Source organism: Pseudomonas sp. NPDC089996 (assembly GCF_044748405.1).
Lineage (GTDB): Bacteria > Pseudomonadota > Gammaproteobacteria > Pseudomonadales > Pseudomonadaceae > Aquipseudomonas.
Genome location: NZ_JBIVGA010000019.1, coordinates 13,709 through 35,139 on the forward strand (window position 1 = coordinate 13,709; position 21,431 = coordinate 35,139).

Here is a 21,431-nt window from a genome sequence, read left to right on the forward strand (position 1 = left end):
CGATAGAGGGAGGCCTGTGGCGGCCTCCCTCGATTGGATGACGAAAAGACTCAGCTCAGCCGTTGCAGGCAGTGGTCGATCAACAGCTCCAGCTCGACGCGGTAGTCGTCCATCAGCGCTTGCACGGTCTGTGGCCGGTAGCGGCGCGTGCTGTAGACACAGCGCAGTGCCAGGCAGCCGTCGTAGACCTGGCCGATGATCTCCAGCCAGTTGCCCAGGCGCGCTACGGGGCTGTAGCAATCCCCCGTGCCCTCAGCCGCCGGCACCAGCAGCGCCTTGTCGTCGAAGCTCTGGTCGAACTGCCCCAGGTAGTTGAAGGTGATCCGCGCCTGCGGCAGGCGCGCCAGGCGCTCGCCGAGTGCGGGTGCACCGAGGTAACGCAGCACGCCGTAACCGATACCCTTGTTCGGTACCGCCTGCAGTTGCCCCTGGACGGCCAGGATCGAACTGCCGATGTCCGCCTCTGGCTGCAGGCGTACCGGGAACATGCTGGTGAACCAGCCCAGCGTGCGCGACAGGTCCAAGGCCTCGAACAGGTCTTCGCGGCCGTGGCCTTCCAGTTGCACCAGTACCGACTCCTGCTCGCTCCAACGGCACAGCACACGGCCCAGGGCGGTCAGCAACAGGTCGTTGATCTGCGTGCCATAGGCGGCTGGCGCTTCTTTCAGCAGACGGCTGGTCGGGGCGCTGTCAAGCACCACCCTGGCCACCGCCTGTTCACTGACCTGGTTGCGGCCTCTCGGGTTGTCGCACGGCAGGTCCTGGCCCGGACGGTCCAGCTGCCCCAGCCACCAGTCGCTTTCTTCGGCGGCGATACGCCCGGCGTCCTGCACCAGGCGCTCGACCCAGGCGCGGTAGCTGCTGCTGCGCATCGGCAACCTGGGTGCCTGGCCCAGGCAGCAGGCCTCGTAGGCAGTGCGCAGGTCTTCCAGCAACACCCGCCACGACACCGCATCCACCACCAGGTGGTGGATCACCAGCAACAGGCGCGCTTCACCATCGGCCATGGACACGTGCATGGCACGCCACATCGGGCCCTCGGCCAGGTCCAGGCTGCGTTGCGCCTGGTTGGCCAGTTGCTCCAGCGCCTCGGCATCGGCGGCCTCGCGGCGCCACAGCTGCGGCGCGCAGGCGTCTTCGGCCAGGTAGTGCTGTAGCCAACGCCCGCTGTCACGGCTGAAGCGCAGGCGCAGCGAATCATGATGCTGCTGGATCACGCCCAGGGCACGTTCCAGTGCATCCAGGTCCAGCGCGCCGCGCGCCTTGAGCATCAAGGCCTGGTTGAAGTGCTTCGGCTCGAGCATGTCCTCGGCGAACAGCCACTCCTGGATCGGCAGCAGGCGGAAAGCGCCTTCGACGGCCTGCAGACTATCGCCCTCAACCTTGCCGCTGGCCGTTTCCACTGGCCGCTCGCAGATGCCGGCGATGGTCTGATAGCGCAGCAGGTCGCGCAGTTTCAGGTCGAGCTCCAGGCCAGGGTGGTTCTTCACCCTCGACACCACCTGCAGGCTCAGGATCGAGTCTCCGCCCAGTTCGAAGAAGTTGTCTTCGATGCCGACCTGCTCGACCTGCAGCACCTGTGCCCAGATCTCGGCCAGCAACTGTTCTTCGAGGTTGCGTGGCGCCATATAGGCCTCCTGCTGGAAGCTCGGCTCCGGCAACGCCTTGCGATCCAGCTTGCCATTGGGCGTGACCGGGAATGCCGGCAGCACCATGACCTGCATGGGCACCATCCAGTCGGGCAGGCTGGCGCGCAGGGCCATTTTCAGCCAGTCTCCCGACAGCGAGGGTTCACCCACCACGTAGCCCACCAGCTGCTTGCCGGAGGCGCTGTCGCGCGCCACCACCAAGGCATCCTCGACGCCCGGCTGGCGGCGCAGTGCCGCCTCGACTTCGCCCAGCTCGATACGGAAGCCGCGGATCTTCACCTGCTGGTCGATGCGTCCCAGGTAATCGAGGATGCCATCCTCGCGCAGGCGCACCAGGTCGCCGGTGCGATACAGCCGCGTGCCAGGGGCACCGAACGGGTCGGGCACGAAGCGCTCGGCGCTTTGCCCAGGGCGGTTCTGATAGCCACGGGCGACCCCCTCGCCACCAATGTACAGCTCGCCGGCGAAGCCCACCGGCAACGGGTTGAGCTGCTCGTCCAGCACATGCAGGCTGCGCTCACCCACGGCACGCCCGATGGGCGCGTAGTCGGCGCCGCACAGGTCGGTACCCGAGGCTTTCCACAGCAACGGCGTGACCACGGTCTCGGTGGGGCCATAACCATTGGTGAAGTGGCGCGGGCGCAGCGCGGCGCGGACCTGCTCGAAGCTGCGCTCCGGCACCGCATCACCACCGAAGCAGTAGATGCGCACAGGCGGCGCCGGCATGCCACTGCCCTCGACGAACTCGGCCATCTGCTTGAGGTAGGCCGGCGGGAAACAGGCGATGTCGATACGCTGCTCGTGCAGCGCCCGGCAGGTCTGCTCCGGGGTCCACAGGCTGCCATCGCGAATCACCAGCGTGCCACCAACCATCAGCGTGGTCAGCCAGCGCTCGTGGGCGCCATCGAAGGCGAACGACATGAAGTGCAGCTCACGCACGCCAGCTTCCATCTCGTACAGCTCGGCAATGGCCTGGCAATGCATGCTCAGCGGCCCTTGCGGCACGGCCACACCTTTTGGCCGGCCGGTGGAGCCCGAGGTGTAGATCAGGTAGGCCAGGTTGCCCGGGCGGGCCTGCGACACGGGTGCAGTTGCCGGCCACTGGCCCTGGTCTGCGGCATCGAGCAGCACGCGTTGCAGGGTGGCCGGGGCCGGCACGCGGTCCTGCAGCGCGCCTTCGGTGATGAGCAAGGCCATGCCCGAGTCTTCGACCATGTAGGCCAGCCGCTCGGCCGGATAGTCGATATCCAGCGGCAGGTAAGCGGCACCACTTTTCATCACCGCCAGCAAGGCCACCAAGGTCTGCACCGAACGCTCCAGGGCGACCCCGATGACCACCTCGGGGCCGGCGCCCAGCGCTTGCAGGCGATGGGCCAGGCGGTTGGCCGAGTGTTCCAGTTGCAGGTAGTCGAGCTGCTGCCCGCCACATTGCACCGCCAGCGCCTGCGGACGCTGCACGGCATGGCGGGCGATCAGTTCCACCAGCGATTGTGCCTGCCAGGCGTCGCCAGGTGCCGCGCTCCAGCCCTGCAGGGCCGAACGCTGCGCCGCTGGCAGACGCTGCAGGTTGCCCAGGGCCACCTGCGGGTTGGCGAGCATTTCTTCCAGCAAGTGCTCCATCATGGCGCGAATACCCTGCACCACCGGCTCGCTGAAGCAGCCCCGCAGGTACAGGTATTCGATCGACAGCTGCTCGCCCAGGTGGACCGCCAGGTCCATGGGGAAGTTGGTGACGTCGTGGTTGGACGACTGGCCGAAGCTCAGGCCGGTGGCCGCGCTGTCGCCCAGGCGCTGATCGATCGGGTAGTTCTCGAAGACGATGATGCTGTCGAACAGCGGCTGGCCGCCCTGCCCCGACCAGCGCTGCACGTCGGCCAGTGGCGCATGGGCCTGCTCGCGCAGGTCCAGGTTGTCGCGCTGCAGGGCCTGCAACCAGTCGAGCAGCGGCTGCTCGGCGTCCATCTGGCCGATCACCGGCAAGGTATTGATGAACAGGCCGAGCATGCGGTCGGCCCCTGCCAGGCCCTCGGGGCGCCCGGCGACAGTGGCGCCGAAGCACGGCGCCGCCTGGCCGGTGTAACGCTGCAGCAACAGCAGCCACGCGCCTTGCACCAGGGTGTTGGCGGTGATGCGCAGTTCGCGGCAACGCTGCTGCAGGCGGGCGGTACGCTCGCCGTCCCAGCGGGTGTAGAGCGCGTGATGGCCCTGTTCGTCGCTGACATGCCGCGGGTGCACGGCCTGGCTCAACGAAGTTGGTTCGTCCAGGCGTTGCAGGCGGTCTTTCCAGAAGCGCTCCAGCGCGCCCTGGTCCTGACGCTGCAGCCAGGCGATGAAGTCGCGATAGCGGCCCACCTCGCCCTGGCTGCTGCCCTGGTGATACTGCTCCATGACCTCGCCGAACAACTGCGAGCTGGACCAGCCATCCATGAGAATGTGGTGGCTGGTCCAGGCCAGGTGGTAGCCCTCCTCCGCCACGCGGATCAACAGCAGCCGCTGCAACGGCGCGCGGGTCAGGTCGAAGCCACGGGCACATTCCGCTTCGGCGCGCGCGGCAAGGCGTTGCTCGTCCACCGCCTCGTCGCGCCAGTCGAGCAGTTCGAAGTCCAGGCGAACCTGGCGGTGTACCACCTGCACCGGGCGTGGCAGCCCCTGCCAGTGGAAACTGGTGCGCAAGATGTCGTGACGGGCCATGACCCGTTGCCAGGCAGCCGCGAAGCGTTGCGGGTCGAGGCCGTCGACGGGCAGGCAGACCTGGTTGACATACAGCGCCGAGCCACCGTCGGACAGGGTATGGAACAACATGCCCTCTTGCATCGGCGACAAGGCATACAGGTCTTCGATGTCGTCCATCGCTACCGGCAGGGCATCGAGCTGGGCCTGGTCGAGGCCGGCCAGCGGGAAGTCCGCCGGCGTCACGCCACGGTTGCCCGGTTGCTGGCAGTGCTCGACCAACGCCCGCAGGGCATCTTCGAACGCCGTCGCCAGCGCTTGTACCCGGCTTGCCTCGAAGGTGCAGGTGCTGAACGTCCAGCTCAGGCTCAGCACGCCTTCATGGACCTGACCATCCAGGTTAAGCCAGTTGCCCAGGGGTGCATCGTCATCGATACCGCTGCCGGCCGACTCTTCAGCCAGGCGCCACAGCGCCCCCTCGGCCATTGCGGTATCGAACTGGCCCAGGTAGTTGAAGGTGATACGCGGCTGCGGCAGGCCCGCCAAGGCTTGTTGGGCGGCCTGTGGACCGAGGTGACGCAGCAGGCCGTAGCCGATGCCCTTGTTCGGCACATTGCGCAGTTGTTCCTTGATGCCCTTGATCGACGCGCCGATATCGGCTGCAGGTTGCAGGCGCACCGGGTACAGGCTGGTGAACCAGCCCAGGGTGCGCGACAGGTCGAGGGTGTCGAACAGCTCCTCGCGGCCATGCCCTTCGAGCTGCACCAGTGCCGATGCCTCGCCGCTCCAGGCACAAAGTGCCTGGGCCAGGGCGGTCAGCAACAGGTCGTTGACCTGGGTGCGGTAGGCCGCTGGCGCCTCTTGCAACAGCGCGCGGGTCAATGCCGGGTCGAAGCGGCTGGTGAGGGTGCGGGCATGGCGTTTGGCCTGGCTGCCATCGCGGTGGTCGGCAACGATGCCTTCGCCGCCATCGGCAAGCTGGGCCTGCCAATAGCCCAGTTCCGCGCTCATCGCCTCGGACTGCGCATGGGCCATCAGGTGCTCGCCCCAAATCTTGTATGGGCTGGTCTTGGCTGGCAGGCGCACGGCTTCGCCCTTGCTCAACTGACGGTAGGCACTCTGCAGGTCCTCCAGCAGAATGCGCCAGGACACGCCGTCGATGACCAGGTGGTGGATCACCAGCAACAGGCGCTGGCTGCCATCGGCCAGGCTGGCCAGCAGCGCACGGCACAGCGGCCCGTGTTCCAGCGACAGGCTGCGCTGTGCCTCGGCGGCCACCTGCTCGAGGTCCTCGACCTGCACACACTGCAACTGCACGGTCTGCTCGACCGCACCGTGGTACTGGACCCAGCCTTCAGCGTCCTGGCGATAGCGCAGGCGCAGGGCATCGTGATGCAGCGTCACCTGTTGCAGCGCAGTGCGCAGCAGGTCGCCGTCCAAGGCCTGGACAGGCGCCAGCAGCAGCGCCTGGTTCCAGTGATGGCGAGCAGGGATTGGCGTTTCGAAGAACAGCCGCTGGATTGGCAGCAGCGGTGCCTCGCCGGTCACCGGCCCTTGCTCGACCTGGCTCGCTTCGCTCTGCTCGACGACGCCGGCCAGGCGCTGCAGGGTCTGCTGTTCGAAGACGTCCTTGGGCGTGAAGCGCAGGCCTTGCTGGCGGGCACGGCTCACCAGCTGAATCGAGACGATGGAATCACCACCCAGTTCGAAGAAGTTGTCATGGAGGCCGACCCGCTCGACTTTCAGCACCTCCTGCCAGATCGCAGCCAGGCGCTGCTCCAGGTCGCTCTGCGGCGCCTGGTACTCGCGCCGGGACTGGCCCAGCTCCGGTTTCGGCAGGGCCTTGCGGTCGAGCTTGCCGTTGGGTGACAGCGGCATGCGCTCAAGCAGTACCCACTGGCTTGGCACCATGTAGTCCGGCAGCACGCCAGCCAGGTGCGCCTTGATCGCCTCCAGGCTGTCAGCCTGCTCGGCCACCAGGTAGGCCACCAGCTGCTTGCCGCTCGGGCCCTCGGCGGCTACGACCACGGCTTCACGCACGGCGTCCTGCTCCTGCAGGCGTGCTTCGATCTCGCCCAGCTCGATGCGCAGGCCGCGGATCTTCACCTGGTGGTCGATACGCCCGGCATATTCGATCACCCCGTCCTCGCGCTGGCGCGCCAGGTCGCCGGTGCGGTACAGCCGCTGGCCGGCACCGAACGGGCTGGTGACGAAGCGCTCGGCGGTCAGCGATGGGCGACGGTGGTAACCACGGGCCAGGCCGATGCCGCCCAGGTACAGCTCGCCGATCACGCCGGGGCTGACCGGGTTCAGTTCGCCGTCGAGCACGTAGGTCTGCAGGTTGGCGATCGGCTGGCCGATCGGCACCGCGTCCTTGCCTTCCTCGACGCAGGTCCAGTGGGTGACGTCGATGGCCGCCTCGGTCGGGCCATACAGGTTGTACAGGCCGCTGTGCGGCAGCAGTGCCAGGGTCTGGCGTTGCAGCTCCACCGGCAGCGCTTCACCGGAGCAGATGATCCGCTGCAGCGAGGTGCAGCGGGCGGCGTTTTCGTCACCGACGAAGGCCTGCAGCATCGACGGCACGAAGTGCAGCGTGCTGATCTGTTCGCGGCTGATCAGCTCGGCCAGGCGCGCCGGGTCGCGATGGTCACCGGGCAATGCCATGACCAGGCGTGCGCCTTCCATCAGTGGCCAGAAGAACTCCCACACCGACACGTCGAAGCTGAACGGGGTCTTCTGCAGCACGCTGTCTGCGGCGCCGAGCTGATACGCCTCCTGCATCCAGGCCAGGCGGTTGTGCAACGCCACGTGGCGGTTGCCAGCGCCCTTCGGCTTGCCGGTGGAACCGGAGGTGTAGATGACGTAGGCGAGGTTTTCCGGGTGCAGCGCTACATCCGGGTTGTGCGCATCCAACGCACTCCAGGCCTGGGCCCGGTCCAGGTCGAGCACGGCCAGCCCTGCGGGGATCGGCAGGCCGTCGCGCAGGTGCGACTGGGTCAGCAGCAAGGCGATGCCGCTGTCCTCGAACATGTAGGCCAGGCGGTCCTGCGGGTATTCCGGGTCCAGCGGCACGTAGGCGCCACCGGCCTTGAGGATCGCCAGCAAGCCGACGACCATCTCCACCGAACGCTCGGCGGCGATGCCCACCAGCACGTCCGGGCCGACGCCCAACCCACGCAGGTGCGCGGCCAGGCAGTTGGCCTCGGCGTTCAGCTCGGCGTAGCTCAGGGTGCGGTCGGCGAAGGTCAGTGCCGGTGCCTGTGGCTGGCGGGCGACCTGCTGTTCGAACAGCTGGTGCACATACGGCGTGCCCGGGTAATCGCGTGCCGTGGCATTCCACTGATCGACGACCTGCTGGCGGTCGTTTTCTTCCAGCAACGACAGTTCGCCCAACGGGCTGTCAGGCTGCGCCATGAACTGCAACAGCAACTGGGTCAGTTGCCCGGCGATACGGCGAATACTTGGTTCGGCGAAGTCCTGGGTCAGGTAGTGGAAGGCCAGTTCCAGCTCCTCGCCGACCTGGGCAATCAGCGTCAGGGCGTAGCCGCTCTGCTCGCTGTAGCCCAGGTTGCTGAAGCCAAGACCGCCCGGGGCCGCCTGCAGGGCTTCGGAAACCGGATAGTTCTCGAACACCAGCAGCGTGTCGAACAGCGCTTCGCCGTTACGCCCGGCCAGGCGCTGCACGTCTGCCAGCGGTGTATGTTCGTGGTCACGCAGCGCAAGGTTCTGCGCCTGCACCGCCTGAGCCCACTGGGCGACGCTGAGCGCGCCGTCCGGTGTGGCGATCACCGGCAGGCTGTTGATGAACAGGCCCAGTTGCTGCTCGATCCCCGGCAGCTCCACTGGGCGCCCGGATACCGTGGCGCCGAACGCTACGCTGCGTTGGCCGGTGTAACGCTGCAACAGCAGCAGCCAGGCCGACTGCACCAGGGTGTTGAGGGTGACCTGCTGCTGCCGGGCGAAGGCCTGCAGGCGGCGGGTCTGTTCACCGTTCAGCCGAGCGCTGTGCAAGGCCTGGCCGGGCTCGGCCAGGTCCGCCCGGGCGCAGGCCAGGGCCAGTCGGGTCGGCTCCTCCAGTGGTGCCAGCTGCGCCTGCCAGAAGCGCTGGCTGAGAGCCTGATCCTGCTGCTGCAACCAGGCGAGGTAGTCCTGGTAGCGACCCTCCGGCGCAGCGACGGCCTGGCCGGCATAGGTCTGCAGCACCTCACCGAGCAGGCGCGAGTTGCTCCAGCCGTCCATCAGGATGTGGTGGCTGGTATAGATCAGGTGATGGCTGTCAGCACCGGTGCGCACCAGGCTCAGGCGCAGCAGCGGTGGGCAGGCCAGATCGAAACCGCGGTCCAGTTCGTGGCGGGCACGCTCATCGAGCTGGCTTCCAGCGTCACCTTCCTCGACCAGGATTTCCAGGGTGGCCTGACGGTGAATCACCTGACGCGGCGCCTCCAGCCCGGCGTCCCAGAGGAAGCCTGCGCGAAGCAGTTCGTGGCGGTCGACCGCCTGTTGCCAGGCACTGGCGAAGCGCTCGACGTCCAGGCCATGGATATCCACACGCATCTGGTTGACGTAGGTACGGCCGCTGGCTTCGTACAGGCTGTGGAACAGCATGCCTTGCTGCATGGGCGACAGCGGATAGATATCGGCAATGGCCCGGGCAGGCAACGCCAGGGCATCGAGTTGAGCCTGACCCAGCCCTGCCAGCGGTACATCGCTTGGGGTCAGCCCGGCGTTGGTCTCTTCCAGGCAGTGCGCAATCAGCGCCTCCAGGGCCTGCTGGTAGGAATGGGCCAGGCGGGCGATGGTCGCCTCGCTGTACATGTCGCCACTGAAGGTCCAGTTCAGGCTCAGTTCGCCACCGAACACCTGACCATCGACGCTCAGCCAGTTGCCCAGCGGCGCCTGCGGGTCTTGCCCCGAGCCACGCCCCTCACCGGCGGGCACCCACAGGGCACCCTCGGCGAAGTCGCCATCGAACTGCCCCAGGTAGTTGAAGGTGATGCGCGGTTGCGGCAAGGCGGCCAGCGCTGCACATGCATGATCGCTACCCAGGTGGCGCAGCAGGCCGTGACCCAAGCCTTTGTCAGGTGTGGCGCGCAACTGCTCCTTGATGCCCTTGATAGCTGCTGACAGTGTTCCAGCAGGCGTTAGACGCACCGGGAACATGCTGGTGAACCAGCCCAGGGTGCGCGACAGGTCGATGTCGCTGAACAGGTCTTCGCGACCGTGCCCTTCCAGTTGCACCAGCGCCGACGAGTCGCCGCTCCAGGCACAGACAACCTGAGCCAGGGCGGTCAGCAGCAGGTCGTTGACCTGGGTGCGGTACGCCGCCGGTGCTTCCTGCAGCAATTGACGGGTGCGGGTGGCGTCCAGGCGGGTGGCGACGCTGCGGGCATGCCGGTTGTCCATCGCACCGTGCGGATTGTCGCGCGGCAGATCCTGCGGCGCGCCTTCCAGCATCTGTTGCCAGTAGCCGAGCTGCTCGGCCATGGGCGCGGAACGGGCATGTTCGCCCAGGCGCTCGCCCCAGGCCTTGTAAGAACTGGTCTTGGCCGGCAACTGAAGCGTCTGCCCCGCCTGAAGTTGGCGATAAGCCGTCTGCAGGTCTTCGAGCAGGATGCGCCAGGAAACGCCATCGATGACCAGGTGGTGAATCGCCAACAGCAAACGCTGGGTACCGTCCGGCAGGGTCATCAAGGCCAGGCGCAGCATGGGGCCTGCGGCCAGGTCGAGGCTGCGCTGCACGTCGGTGCAGTACGCCGGCAGATCCTCGAGCCTGAGCAATTGATGTTGCCAGATCAGCCCGTCGGCGCTCGCCTGTTGCTGATGGCTCTGTACCCAGGTGTCGTCGACCTGCTGATAGCGCAGGCGCAGAGCGTCATGCTGCTGCAGCAACGCGGCCAGGGCGCGGGACAGCAGTGCGCTGTCCAGCGGTTCGGCCGGGGCCAGCAGCAGCGACTGGTTCCAGTGCTGACGGTTGGGGATCTCACTGGCGAAGAACGTCCGCTGGATCGGCAGCAGCGGCGCCTCACCGGTCACCGGCCCCTGGTCGATCTGCAGGGTCTCGCTCAGTTGCGCCACCGTGGCCAGACGGCGAATGCTCTGGTGCTGGAACAAGTCACGCGGGGCGAAGCGGATGCCTGCCTGGCGCGCCCGGCTGACGATCTGGATGGAGATGATCGAATCGCCACCCAGCTCGAAGAAGTTGTCGTCCACGCCCACCTGTTCCAGGCGCAGCACGTCCTGCCAGATCAGCGCCAGACGTTGCTCCAGGGCGTTGCGAGGCGCCTGGTATTCGCTGCGCGATTGCGCCGGGTCGGGCTTGGGCAGCGCCTTGCGGTCGAGCTTGCCGTTGGGCGACAGCGGCATCTGCTCGAGCAGCACCCACTGCGCGGGCACCATGTAGTCGGGCAGTACATCCAGCAATTGCGCCTTCACGCCTTGCAGGTAGCCGCCCTGGATCTCGGCTTCGGCGCGTGCCAGCGTGGTCGGTTCCGGTACCACGTAGGCGACCAGCTGCTTGCCGCTCGGGCCCTCGGCGGCTACGACCACGGCCTCACGCACGGCGTCCTGCTCCTGCAAGCGCGCTTCGATCTCGCCCAGTTCGATGCGCAGGCCGCGGATCTTCACCTGGTGGTCGATACGCCCGGCATATTCGATCACCCCGTCCTCGCGCTGGCGCGCCAGGTCGCCGGTGCGGTACAGCCGCTGGCCGGCACCGAACGGGCTGGTGACGAAGCGCTCGGCGGTCAGCGATGGGCGACGGTGGTAACCACGGGCCAGGCCGATACCGCCCAGGTACAGCTCACCGGTCACGCCGGGGCTGACCGGGTTCAGTTCGCCGTCGAGCACGTAGGTCTGCAGGTTGGCGATCGGCTGGCCGATCGGCACCGCGTCCTTGCCTTCCTCGACGCAGGTCCAGTGAGTGACGTCGATGGCCGCCTCGGTCGGGCCATACAGGTTGTACAGGCCGCTGTGCGGCAGCAGTGCCAGGGTCTGGCGTTGCAGCTCCACCGGCAGCGCTTCGCCGGAGCAGATGATCCGCTGCAGCGAGGTGCAGCGGGCGGCGTTTTCGTCACCGACGAAGGCCTGCAGCATCGACGGCACGAAGTGCAGCGTGCTGATCTGCTCGCGGCTGATCAGCTCGGCCAGGCGCGCCGGGTCGCGATGGTCACCGGGCAATGCCATGACCAGGCGTGCGCCTTCCATCAGCGGCCAGAAGAACTCCCACACCGACACGTCGAAGCTGAACGGGGTCTTCTGCAGCACGCTGCCTTCGACGGTGAGCTGATACGCCTCCTGCATCCAGGCCAGGCGGTTGTGCAACGCCACGTGGCGGTTACCAGCGCCTTTCGGCTTGCCGGTGGAACCGGAGGTGTAGATGACGTAGGCGAGGTTTTCCGGGTGCAGCGCTACATCCGGGTTGTGCGCATCCAGCGCACTCCAGGCCTGGGCCCGGTCCAGGTCGAGCACGGCCAGCCCTGCGGGGATCGGCAGGCCGTCGCGCAGGTGCGACTGGGTCAGCAGCAAGGCGATGCCGCTGTCCTCGAACATGTAGGCCAGGCGGTCCTGCGGGTATTCCGGGTCCAGCGGCACGTAGGCGCCACCGGCCTTGAGGATCGCCAGCAAGCCGACGACCATCTCCACCGAACGCTCGGCGGCGATGCCCACCAGCACGTCCGGGCCGACGCCCAACCCACGCAGGTGCGCGGCCAGGCAGTTGGCCTCGGCGTTCAGCTCGGCGTAGCTCAGGGTGCGCTCGGCGAAGGTCAGTGCCGGCGCCTGTGGCTGGCGGGCGGCCTGCTGTTCGAACAGCTGGTGCACATACGGCGTGCCCGGGTAGTCGCGCGCCGTGGCATTCCAGTCAGCAATCGCCAGTGCCCGCTCATCGTCGCGCAGCATGGGCAATTCACCCATGCGTTGTGCCGGCGCATCGACGATCGCCCGCAGCAGGTTCTGCCAGTGCTCGGCCATACGCTGGATGCGCGGCGCATCGAACAGGTCGGTGGAGTAGATCAGCGAGGCGCTGAGCCCTTGTGGATGTTCGACACAGTCCAGGCTCAGGTCGAACTGCGCACTGGGCATGGCCCATTGCATCTGGGCCACATCCAGCCCCGGCAGCTTCACGCCGTCACTGATGGCCCCTTCGCTCACCTGATAGTTGAACATCACCTGGAACAACGGGCTGTGGCTGAGGCTGCGTTCCGGCTGCAGCGCTTCGACCAGCTGCTCGAACGGCAGGTCCTGGTGGGCCTGGGCTTCCAGCGCTGCCTGGCGCACCTGCTTGAGCAAGTCGAGGAAACAGGCCTGACCATCGACGTCTGCGCGCAGCACCTGAGTGTTGACGAAGAAGCCCAGCAGGCGCTCGGTCTCGGCGCGATTGCGGTTGGCCGACGGCACACCGACACGGATGTCAGCCTGCCCGCTGTAGCGGTGCAGCAGCAACTGGAACGACGCCAGCAGCACCATGAACGGGGTGCACCCTTGGGCCTGGGCCAGTTGCCGTACAGCTTGCAGCAGCGATGGCTGCAGCTCGAGAACTTCTCGCGAACCCTGGCTGCTGCGGCGCGCCGGCCGTGGGCGGTCGAAAGGCAGCTCCAGAGGGCCTTGTTCAGCGGCCAGGCGCTGCGTCCAGTAGTTCAGTTGCCGCTCGCGCTCGCCTGCCGCCAACCACTGGCGCTGCCAGCCGGCGTAGTCGGCATATTGAATCGGCAAGGCCGGCAATTGCGCTTCAAGGCCTTGGCAGTGGGCCTTGTACAGGCTGATCAACTCCTCGACCATCAACTGCATGGACCAGCCGTCGGAAACAATGTGGTGCTGGGTCAGGACCAGAACGCGATCTGCATCGCCCACTTCAAGCAGCGCCACCCGCAACAGCGGGCCCGCCTCCAGGTCGAACGGGCGAACCGCTTCGGCCTCGATGGCGGCCAGCAATGCCGGCTCGTCAGCGTGCGCAAGGTGGCGGGTATCGATGGTCAGCGACCGGGCCGGGTCGATGCACTGGCGCGGCTGGCCGTCGGCATCGAGGAAGAAACGCGTGCGCAGTGTCTGATGCCGCGCCGCCAGGTCATCGAATGCCTGGCGCAGTGCCTCGAGGTTCAGGGCCCCGCGCAGGCGCAGCACGGTGACCATGTTGTAGGCAGCGCCCTCCGGGTCCAGTTGCCAGAGCACCCACTGGCGCTGCTGGGCATGGGAGAGGCGCAGCGTCTCGCCGTCGGCCAGCGGCACGATGGGCAGACGGCCCAGATCGACACCTTTCTCCAGCAGGCGCTTGAACAAGGCCACGCGCTTGTCGTGGCCCAGCCCGCTGATCCGTTGGATCAGCTCATTGCCCTGTTGGGTCCCTTGCTTAAGCATCAAATGCCTCCAGTTCGTCCAAGGCGTCAAAAATCGCGTCGTAGTCTTGTTCAGCCGGGCCCGCGTTACGTGTCACCAGGGCAGCCAGGGCGCCGAGGTCGTCGGCGAGGTAGGCGTCCTGAATCGGTAATTCGACGCTGAGTTCGGTCTTGATTCGGGAAACCAGGCGCACCATCAGCAACGAATGCCCGCCCAGTTCGAAGAAGTTGTCGTTGAGGCCGACCCGCTCGACCTTCAGCACCTCCTGCCAGATCGCAGCCAGGCGGAGCTCAAGCTCGCTCTGCGGCGCCAGGTACTCGCGCCGAGACTGGCCCAGTTCGGGTTTCGGCAGGGCCTTGCGGTCGAGCTTGCCGTTGGGCGACAGCGGCATGTGTTCAAGCAGCACCCACTGGCTCGGCACCATGTAGTCCGGCAGCACGGCCGCCAGGTGTGCCTTGATTGCCGCCAGGCTGTCGGCCTGCTCGGCCACCAGATACGCCACCAGTTGCCCCTCGGCAGCCACCACCACCGCCTCGCGCACGGCGTCCTGCTCCTGCAAGCGCGCTTCGATCTCGCCCAGTTCGATGCGCAGGCCGCGGATCTTCACCTGGTGGTCGATGCGCCCGGCATATTCGATCACTCCGCCCTCGCGCTGGCGCGCCAGGTCACCGGTGCGGTACAGCCGCTGGCCGGCACCGAACGGGCTGGTGACGAAGCGCTCGGCGGTCAACGCCGGGCGACGGTGGTAACCACGGGCCAGGCCGATGCCGCCCAGGTACAGCTCGCCGGTCACGCCGGGGCTGACCGGGTTCAGTTCGCCGTCGAGCACGTAGGTCTGCAGGTTGGCGATCGGCTGACCGATCGGCACCGCGTCCTTGCCTTCCTCGACGCAGGTCCAGTGGGTGACGTCGATGGCCGCCTCGGTCGGGCCATACAGGTTGTACAGCCCGCTGTGCGGCAGCAGCGCCAGGGTCTGGCGTTGCAGCTCCACCGGCAGCGCTTCACCGGAGCAGATGATCCGCTGCAGCGAGGTGCAGCGGGCGGCGTTTTCGTCACCGACGAAGGCCTGCAGCATCGACGGCACGAAGTGCAGCGTGCTGATCTGTTCGCGGCTGATCAGCTCGGCCAGGCGCGCCGGGTCGCGATGGTCACCGGGCAATGCCATGACCAGGCGTGCGCCTTCCATCAGTGGCCAGAAGAACTCCCACACCGACACGTCGAAGCTGAACGGGGTCTTCTGCAGCACGCTGTCTGCGGCGCCGAGCTGATACGCCTCCTGCATCCAGGCCAGGCGGTTGTGCAACGCCACGTGGCGGTTGCCAGCGCCTTTCGGCTTGCCGGTGGAACCGGAGGTGTAGATGACGTAGGCGAGGTTTTCCGGGTGCAGCGCTACATCCGGGTTGTGCGCATCCAGCGCACTCCAGGCCTGGGCCCGGTCCAGGTCGAGCACGGCCAGCCCTGCGGGGATCGGCAGGCCGTCGCGCAGGTGCGACTGGGTCAGCAGCAAGGCGATGCCGCTGTCCTCGAACATGTAGGCCAGGCGGTCCTGCGGGTATTCCGGGTCCAGCGGCACGTAGGCGCCACCGGCCTTGAGGATCGCCAGCAAGCCGACGACCATCTCCACCGAACGCTCGGCGGCGATGCCCACCAGCACGTCCGGACCGACGCCCAACCCACGCAGGTGCGCGGCCAGGCGGTTGGCCTGGGTGTTCAGCTCGGCGTAGCTCAGGGTGCGCTCGGCGAAGGTTAGTGCCGGCGCCTGTGGCTGGCGGGCCGCCTGCTGTTCGAACAGCTGGTGCACATACGGCGTGCCCGGGTAGTCGCGCGCCGTGGCATTCCACTGCTCGACAACCTGCTGATACGACGCCGCATCGACCAGAGCAAAGCTGCCCAGCAAGGCGTGCGGCGCGCTGGCGAAGCCCTGCAGCAGGTGCCGCAGCTCGGCCGCGATGCGCTGCACCCGCTCATGGCCGAAGACCTGACGCTGGTAGGCGAAGGTCAGTTGCATCTGATCACGCGCTTCGGCAATCAGGGTCAGTGGGTAGCCGCTGTACTCCTGGTAATCCAGGCCGGACAAACGTAGCCCGGCACTGCTGTCCGACAGGCTCTGGGCCAGCGGATAGTTCTCGAACACCAGCAGGCTGTCGAACAGCGCCTCGCCATTGCGCCCGGCCGCTGCCTGGATCGCATACAGCGGCAGGTATTCGTACTCGCGCAAGCGCAGGTTGAGCGCCTGCACCTCGCGCACCCAGTCGGCGACCGCCACCTGCCCTTGTGGCTCAGCGGCCACCGGCAGGGTATTGATGAACAGCCCCAGTTGCTGCTCGATACCCGGCAGCTCCGCCGGGCGCCCGGACACGGTGGCACCAAAGCACGGCCGACGCTGACCGGTGCGACGCTGCAACAGCAGCGCCCAGGCGGCCTGCAGCACGCTGTTGAGGGTGACTTGCTGGGCCTGCGCAAAGTGCTTCAGGGCCTGGCTCAACTCCGCGCCCAACTCCAGTACCACTGCACCCTGCCCTGATTCATTGGCATCGCGTGTGGTGCCGAGCAGCGACGGGCCGTCCAGCTCCAGCAGTTGGGCTTTCCAGAACGCATCGGCGCCGGCGCGGTCCTGCTGCTGCAACCAGCCGAGGTAGTCGCTGCGGCTGGCTTGCGCCAGCCCGGCAGGCTGCCCCGAATAGGCCTGCATCACGGCCGCGAAGAGCAGCGAATTGCTCCAGCCGTCCATGAGAATGTGGTGGCTGGTGTAGATCAGGTGATGGCGCTGCGGCCCGGTGCGCACCAGTACCAGGCGCAGCAGCGGCGCCTGGCCGAGGTCGAAGGCGCGTGCCTGCTCGGCCTGCGCCAGTGCTTCGAGACGGGCGTCGATATCGGCTTCGCCTGCCCAATCGTAGCGTTGGACCGGCAGCTGGACATGGCGCAGCACCACTTGGCGTGGCGCCTCCAGGCCCTGCTCCCAGACAAACCCGGCGCGCAGCGACTCATGCTGGTCCAGCGCCTGCTGCCAGGCCTGGATGAAGCGCTCGGGGTCGAGGTCGTCGAGGTCCAGGCGCAGGCGGTTGACGTAGCTGCTGGCCTGGCCGTCGTACAGGCTGTGGAACAGCATGCCCTCTTGCATGGGCGCCAGCGGGTAGATGTTCTCGACCTGGCGCAGGTCGACCGGCAGTGCATCGAGCTGCGCCTGGGTCAGGCCCGCCAGCGGGAAGTCGGCCGGAGTGGCACCACCGGCGTGGCTGTCGAGGCAATGCGCGACCAACGCGGCCAGCTCACGGGCATAGTCGTCGGCCAGGCTGGCGATCACCGCCTCGTCGAACATTGCGTGGCTGAAGGTAAAGCCCAGCTCCAGTTCACCGCCCAGCACCTGGCCGTTGACGCTCAGCCAGTTGCCCAGCGGCGCATCGGCCGCCTGGGTGGCGCCCACACTTTCCGTGGCGGGCGCGAACAGCCGATCTTCGCCAAAGCCCTGGTCGAACTGGCCGAGGTAGTTGAAGGTCACCCGTGCCTGCGGCAAGGCTAGCAATGCCGCCTGTTGCGCCGGGCTGCCGAGGTAACGCAGCACGCCATGGCCGATGCCGCGACCAGGCACGGCACGCAACTGCTCCTTGATCGCCTTGAGCGAATCGCCGAGGTTGTCGGTGGGAGTCAGCGCCACCGGGAACAGGCTGGTGAACCAACCCAGGGTGCGGCTCAGGTCGATGCCGTCGAACAGATCCTCACGGCCGTGGCCTTCCAACTGGACCAGCGCACTGCCCTGCCCGGTCCAACGGCACAGCACCCGTGCCAGGGCAGTCAGCAGCAGGTCGTTGACCTGCGTGCGGTAGGCAGCCGGCGCCTGCTGCAGCAGCTTCTGCGTGGTGTCGGCAGCCAGCCGGCAGCGTACGGTGCGGGCATGGCGTACCTGCAGCCCGGCGTCGCGGCGTGCCGCCGGCAGGTCGCCGGCCTGGCCCGCGAGGGCCGCTTGCCAGTAAGCCAGTTCTGCATCACGGGCAGGTTCCTGAGCCCAGCCCACCAGGCGCTCGGCCCAGGCCTTGAATGCGCTGCCCTTCTCCGCCAGGGCGGGTGCGCGCCCGGCCAGCAGGGCGACGCAGGCTTGCTCCAGATCTTCCAGCAGCACCCGCCAGGACACACCGTCGACCACCAGGTGATGAATGACCAGCAGCAGGCGCTGCCCACCTTCGGCAAGGTCGCACAGCACGACGCGCAGCAACGGCCCTTCAGCGAGATCGAGACTGCCCTGCGCTTGTTCGGCGATGGCCTGCAGTTGCGCGGCATCGCCCGCCTGGCGATGCCAGAGCAGGCCGCCTGGCACGCCAGTGCGGTGCTCGGCGCGCCAGCGGCCGTCCACATTGCTGAAGGCCAGGCGCAGTGCGTCGTGCTGGTTGACCAGCAGCACCAGGGCCTGCTCGACGATGCCCGCGGTCAGCGCCTGGCGCGGTTGCAGCATGACCGCCTGGTTGTAATGCCCGGGCTGGTTCATGGCCTGTTCGAAGAAGCGCGCCTGTACCGGCAACAGCGGCATGCTGCCACTGACCTGCGCAACAACAGCCGGCTTGGCCGCTGGACTGGTCACCTTGGCAACCTGGGCCAGCTGGGCGATGGTCTGTTTCTCGAACAGCTGGCGCGGGCTCAGCTTGATGCCCTGACGCTTGGCCCGGGCGATGATCTGCAGGCTGAGGATGGAGTCGCCACCGAGTTCGAAGAAGTTGTCTTCGACGCCGATATCTTCACGCTTGAGCACCGCTTGCCAGATGGCCAGCAGCTGCTCTTCCAACGGCGTGCTGGCAGCAACATGGCGCTTGAGCTGCACCTGCGGCTGCGGCAGTGCGCGGCGGTCGAGCTTGCCGTTGGCGGTCAGCGGCAGACGCTCGAGCAACAGCAGGTGGGCCGGTACCAGGTAGTCCGGCAGCAGCGCCTGCAACTGCTCGCGCAGGGCCTCGACGCTCAGCTGCGGGTTGCCCGGCACGCACCAGCCGACCAGTTGCAGCTGCGCCGGATCATCACCTTGCGGGACCGCCAGTACCACGGCGTCATGCACCCCCGCCAAGCCGCGCAGCACGCGGCCGACCTCGCCTGGCTCGACACGATAACCGCGGATCTTGACCTGGTCGTCGGCACGCCCGAGGAAGTGCAGCAAGCCCGCGTTGTCGCGCTGTACACGGTCACCGCTGCGGTACAGGCGCGTACCCGGTGCGCCGAACGGGTCGGGCACGAAACGCTCGGCGGTCAGTGCCGCCTGACCCAAGTAGCCTTGCGCCAGGCTGTCGCCGCCAATGTACAGTTCGCCCGCGACACGCGCTGGCAACACGTTGAGCACATCATCCAGCACCCGCACGCTGGCACCCGGCAGCGCCGTGCCCAGCGGCATCGCGTGTGCCGCGTCACCTTGCAGTTCGTGGGTCAGCACACCGACCGTGGTTTCGCTGGGGCCGTAGTGGTTGATGAAGCGGCAACCCGGCTTGAGCTCGCGCACTTTCTGGTACAGCGCAGGTGAGCACGCCTCGCCACCGACGATCAAGGCATGCTCGGGCAGTACGTCGGCGGCATTGGCCGCCTGCAACAGACCATTGAGGTGGCTGGGGACGATCTTCAGCACGCCGATGCGCTGCTCGGCCATGTAGGCGGCGAAGGCATCGGGATCGAAGCCCAGCGCCTCGGGCAGCACATGCAGGGTGCGCCCGGAGCACAGGGCACCGAACAGCACGGTATGGCCAAGGTCGGCGGCGATGGTGGAGACCAGCGCCATGCTCGCGTCTGCGGCCAGGTCCAGGTGCTGCAGGAGGCCGTCGACGTAGCTGGCCAGCGCGCCATGGCTGACCACCACACCCTTCGGTTGCCCGGTGGAGCCGGAGGTGTGGATCACGTAGGCCGGTGCGCCCGCCGGCATACCGGCTTGCAGCGCATGACCCGGCAACGAGGCCCATTGCTCTGGCGTGTAGGGCTGCACCTGACAACCCGACGAGGCCAGTGCCTGCTGGCGAGCCTCGCCAACGTCGCACAACAGCACGCTTGCACCGCTGCGCTGCAGCATGCCTTGCAGGCGTTCGGTGGGCGCCTTGATGTCCAGCGGCATGTAGACGCCGCCCGCTTTGAGAATGCCCAACAGGCCCACCAGCCAATCCAGCGAGCGCTCCATCAGCACCGCGACCGACGCACCCGCGGCGACGCCCAGGTCGCGCAGGTGATGGGCCAGGCGATTGGCCTGGCTGTCCAGTTCGGCATGGCTGAGCCGCTGCCCCGCACAGGCCGCCGCGATGCCGTCGGGCTGGCGGCGCACCTGCTCATCCCAGCGCTGCAGGACCAGGGGCGGTTGCGCACGCTGGCTGACCACCTCTGCGGCAGGCGCCTTGACCAAGGTATGCAGCGGCGCATCCGGTGCGGCCAGCAGCGTTTCGAACAGCTCACGCAACGCGCCGATGAAACCTTCGATGGTGGAACGCTGGTAGAGATCACTGGCGTAAGTCATCTCACCGAGCACCAGGCTGCCGTTGTCGGTGATATCCAGGGCGAGGTCGAAGTGGGTGCCTTCCTTGCGCAACGGATACTCGCTGACGGCCAGCCCCGGCAGTTGCAGCGCGGTCTGCTTCTGCACGCCGACGTTCTGGTTGAATTTGGCCTGGAACAGCGGGTTGTGGCCAAGGCTGCGCTCCGGCGCGAGCACTTCCACCAGTTGCTCGAAAGGCAGCTCCTGATTGGCCTGGGCGGCGAAGGTCGCTTCGCGCACCCGCACCAGCAGTTCACTCAGCGACAGGCGCTCGTCGACCACACAGCGCAGCACCTGGGTATTGACGAAGAAGCCGATCAGGCCTTCCACCTCTTCGCGCCCGCGGTTGGCGTTGGGCACACCGATGCGGATGTCGCGCTGGCCGGAATGGCGTGAGAGGAACAGCGCATAGCCGGTCAGCATCAGCATGAACAGGGTCACGCCCTGGGCCCGGGCGGTATCGCGCAGGCGCTGCGACAGCAGCCCGCCGAAGTCGAACTTCAGGGTCTCGCCCTGCAGGCTCTGCACTGGCGGGCGCAGGAAGTCGGCGGCCACGTCGAGCAGGTGGTGTTCTTCGCCCAGCTGCTCGCGCCAGTGCTGCAACTGGCGCTCGCCTTCACCGGCTTCCAGCCAGCGGCGCTGCCACACGGCGTAGTCGGCGTACTGCAGCGGCAAGGCCGGCAGGCCCTGGGCGCCGGCCTGGTAGCACTGCACGAATTCGCGGACCATCACGTCCATCGACCAGCCATCGGAAACGATGTGGTGCATGCACACCACCAGCACGTGTTCATCCTGGCCCAGGCGGAACAAGCTGGCGCGCAGCAGCGGGCCATTGAGCAGGTCGAATGGGCGCGCGACGTCGTCTTCCACCAGACGCGCGAGTTCAGCCTCGTCAGCCGCACCAAGGTCGACCTGCCGCAGGGCCAGGGGCGCTGCCGCCAGCACCCGTTGTTGTGGCTGTTCGCCGTCGACCTGGAACACGGTTCGCAGCGCCTCGTGACGCTCGATCAGGGCGTCGAAGGCGCCCTGCAGACGGCCTGCGTCAAGGCTGCCGCGCAGGCGCAGGCCGGCAGCCATGTTGTAGGCTGCGCTCTGCGGGTCGAGCTGCCAGAGGAACAGCAGGCGCTGCTGGGCATAGGACAGCGGAATCGCCTCTAGGCCATGGCGGCTGACCGGGATCGGCAGCAGGCCGAAGTCCTTGCCATCCTGGCGCAGCTTGGCGAGGAACTGGCGGCGTTGTTCGAGCGGCAACCCGATGAACTTCTCGGCGATACGCAGCGTAGTGTTGCGGGTCATGC

General features: G+C 67.3%; 2 protein-coding genes. Both read right to left on the reverse strand.

All coding sequences use genetic code 11. The features are described from left to right. Nucleotides 1-50 precede the first annotated feature (50 nt). Nucleotides 51-13,670: a non-ribosomal peptide synthase/polyketide synthase gene (locus tag ACIPW4_RS24445; protein WP_400662479.1), complete on the reverse strand. Its 13,620-nt coding sequence runs from the start codon at nt 13,668-13,670 to the stop codon at nt 51-53. Then, nucleotides 13,663-21,429, reverse strand: a complete 7,767-nt coding sequence (locus tag ACIPW4_RS24450; protein WP_400662481.1) for an amino acid adenylation domain-containing protein — start codon at nt 21,427-21,429, stop codon at nt 13,663-13,665. Before ACIPW4_RS24450 ends, ACIPW4_RS24445 begins: the two co-directional genes overlap by 8 nt. Nucleotides 21,430-21,431 lie beyond the last annotated feature (2 nt).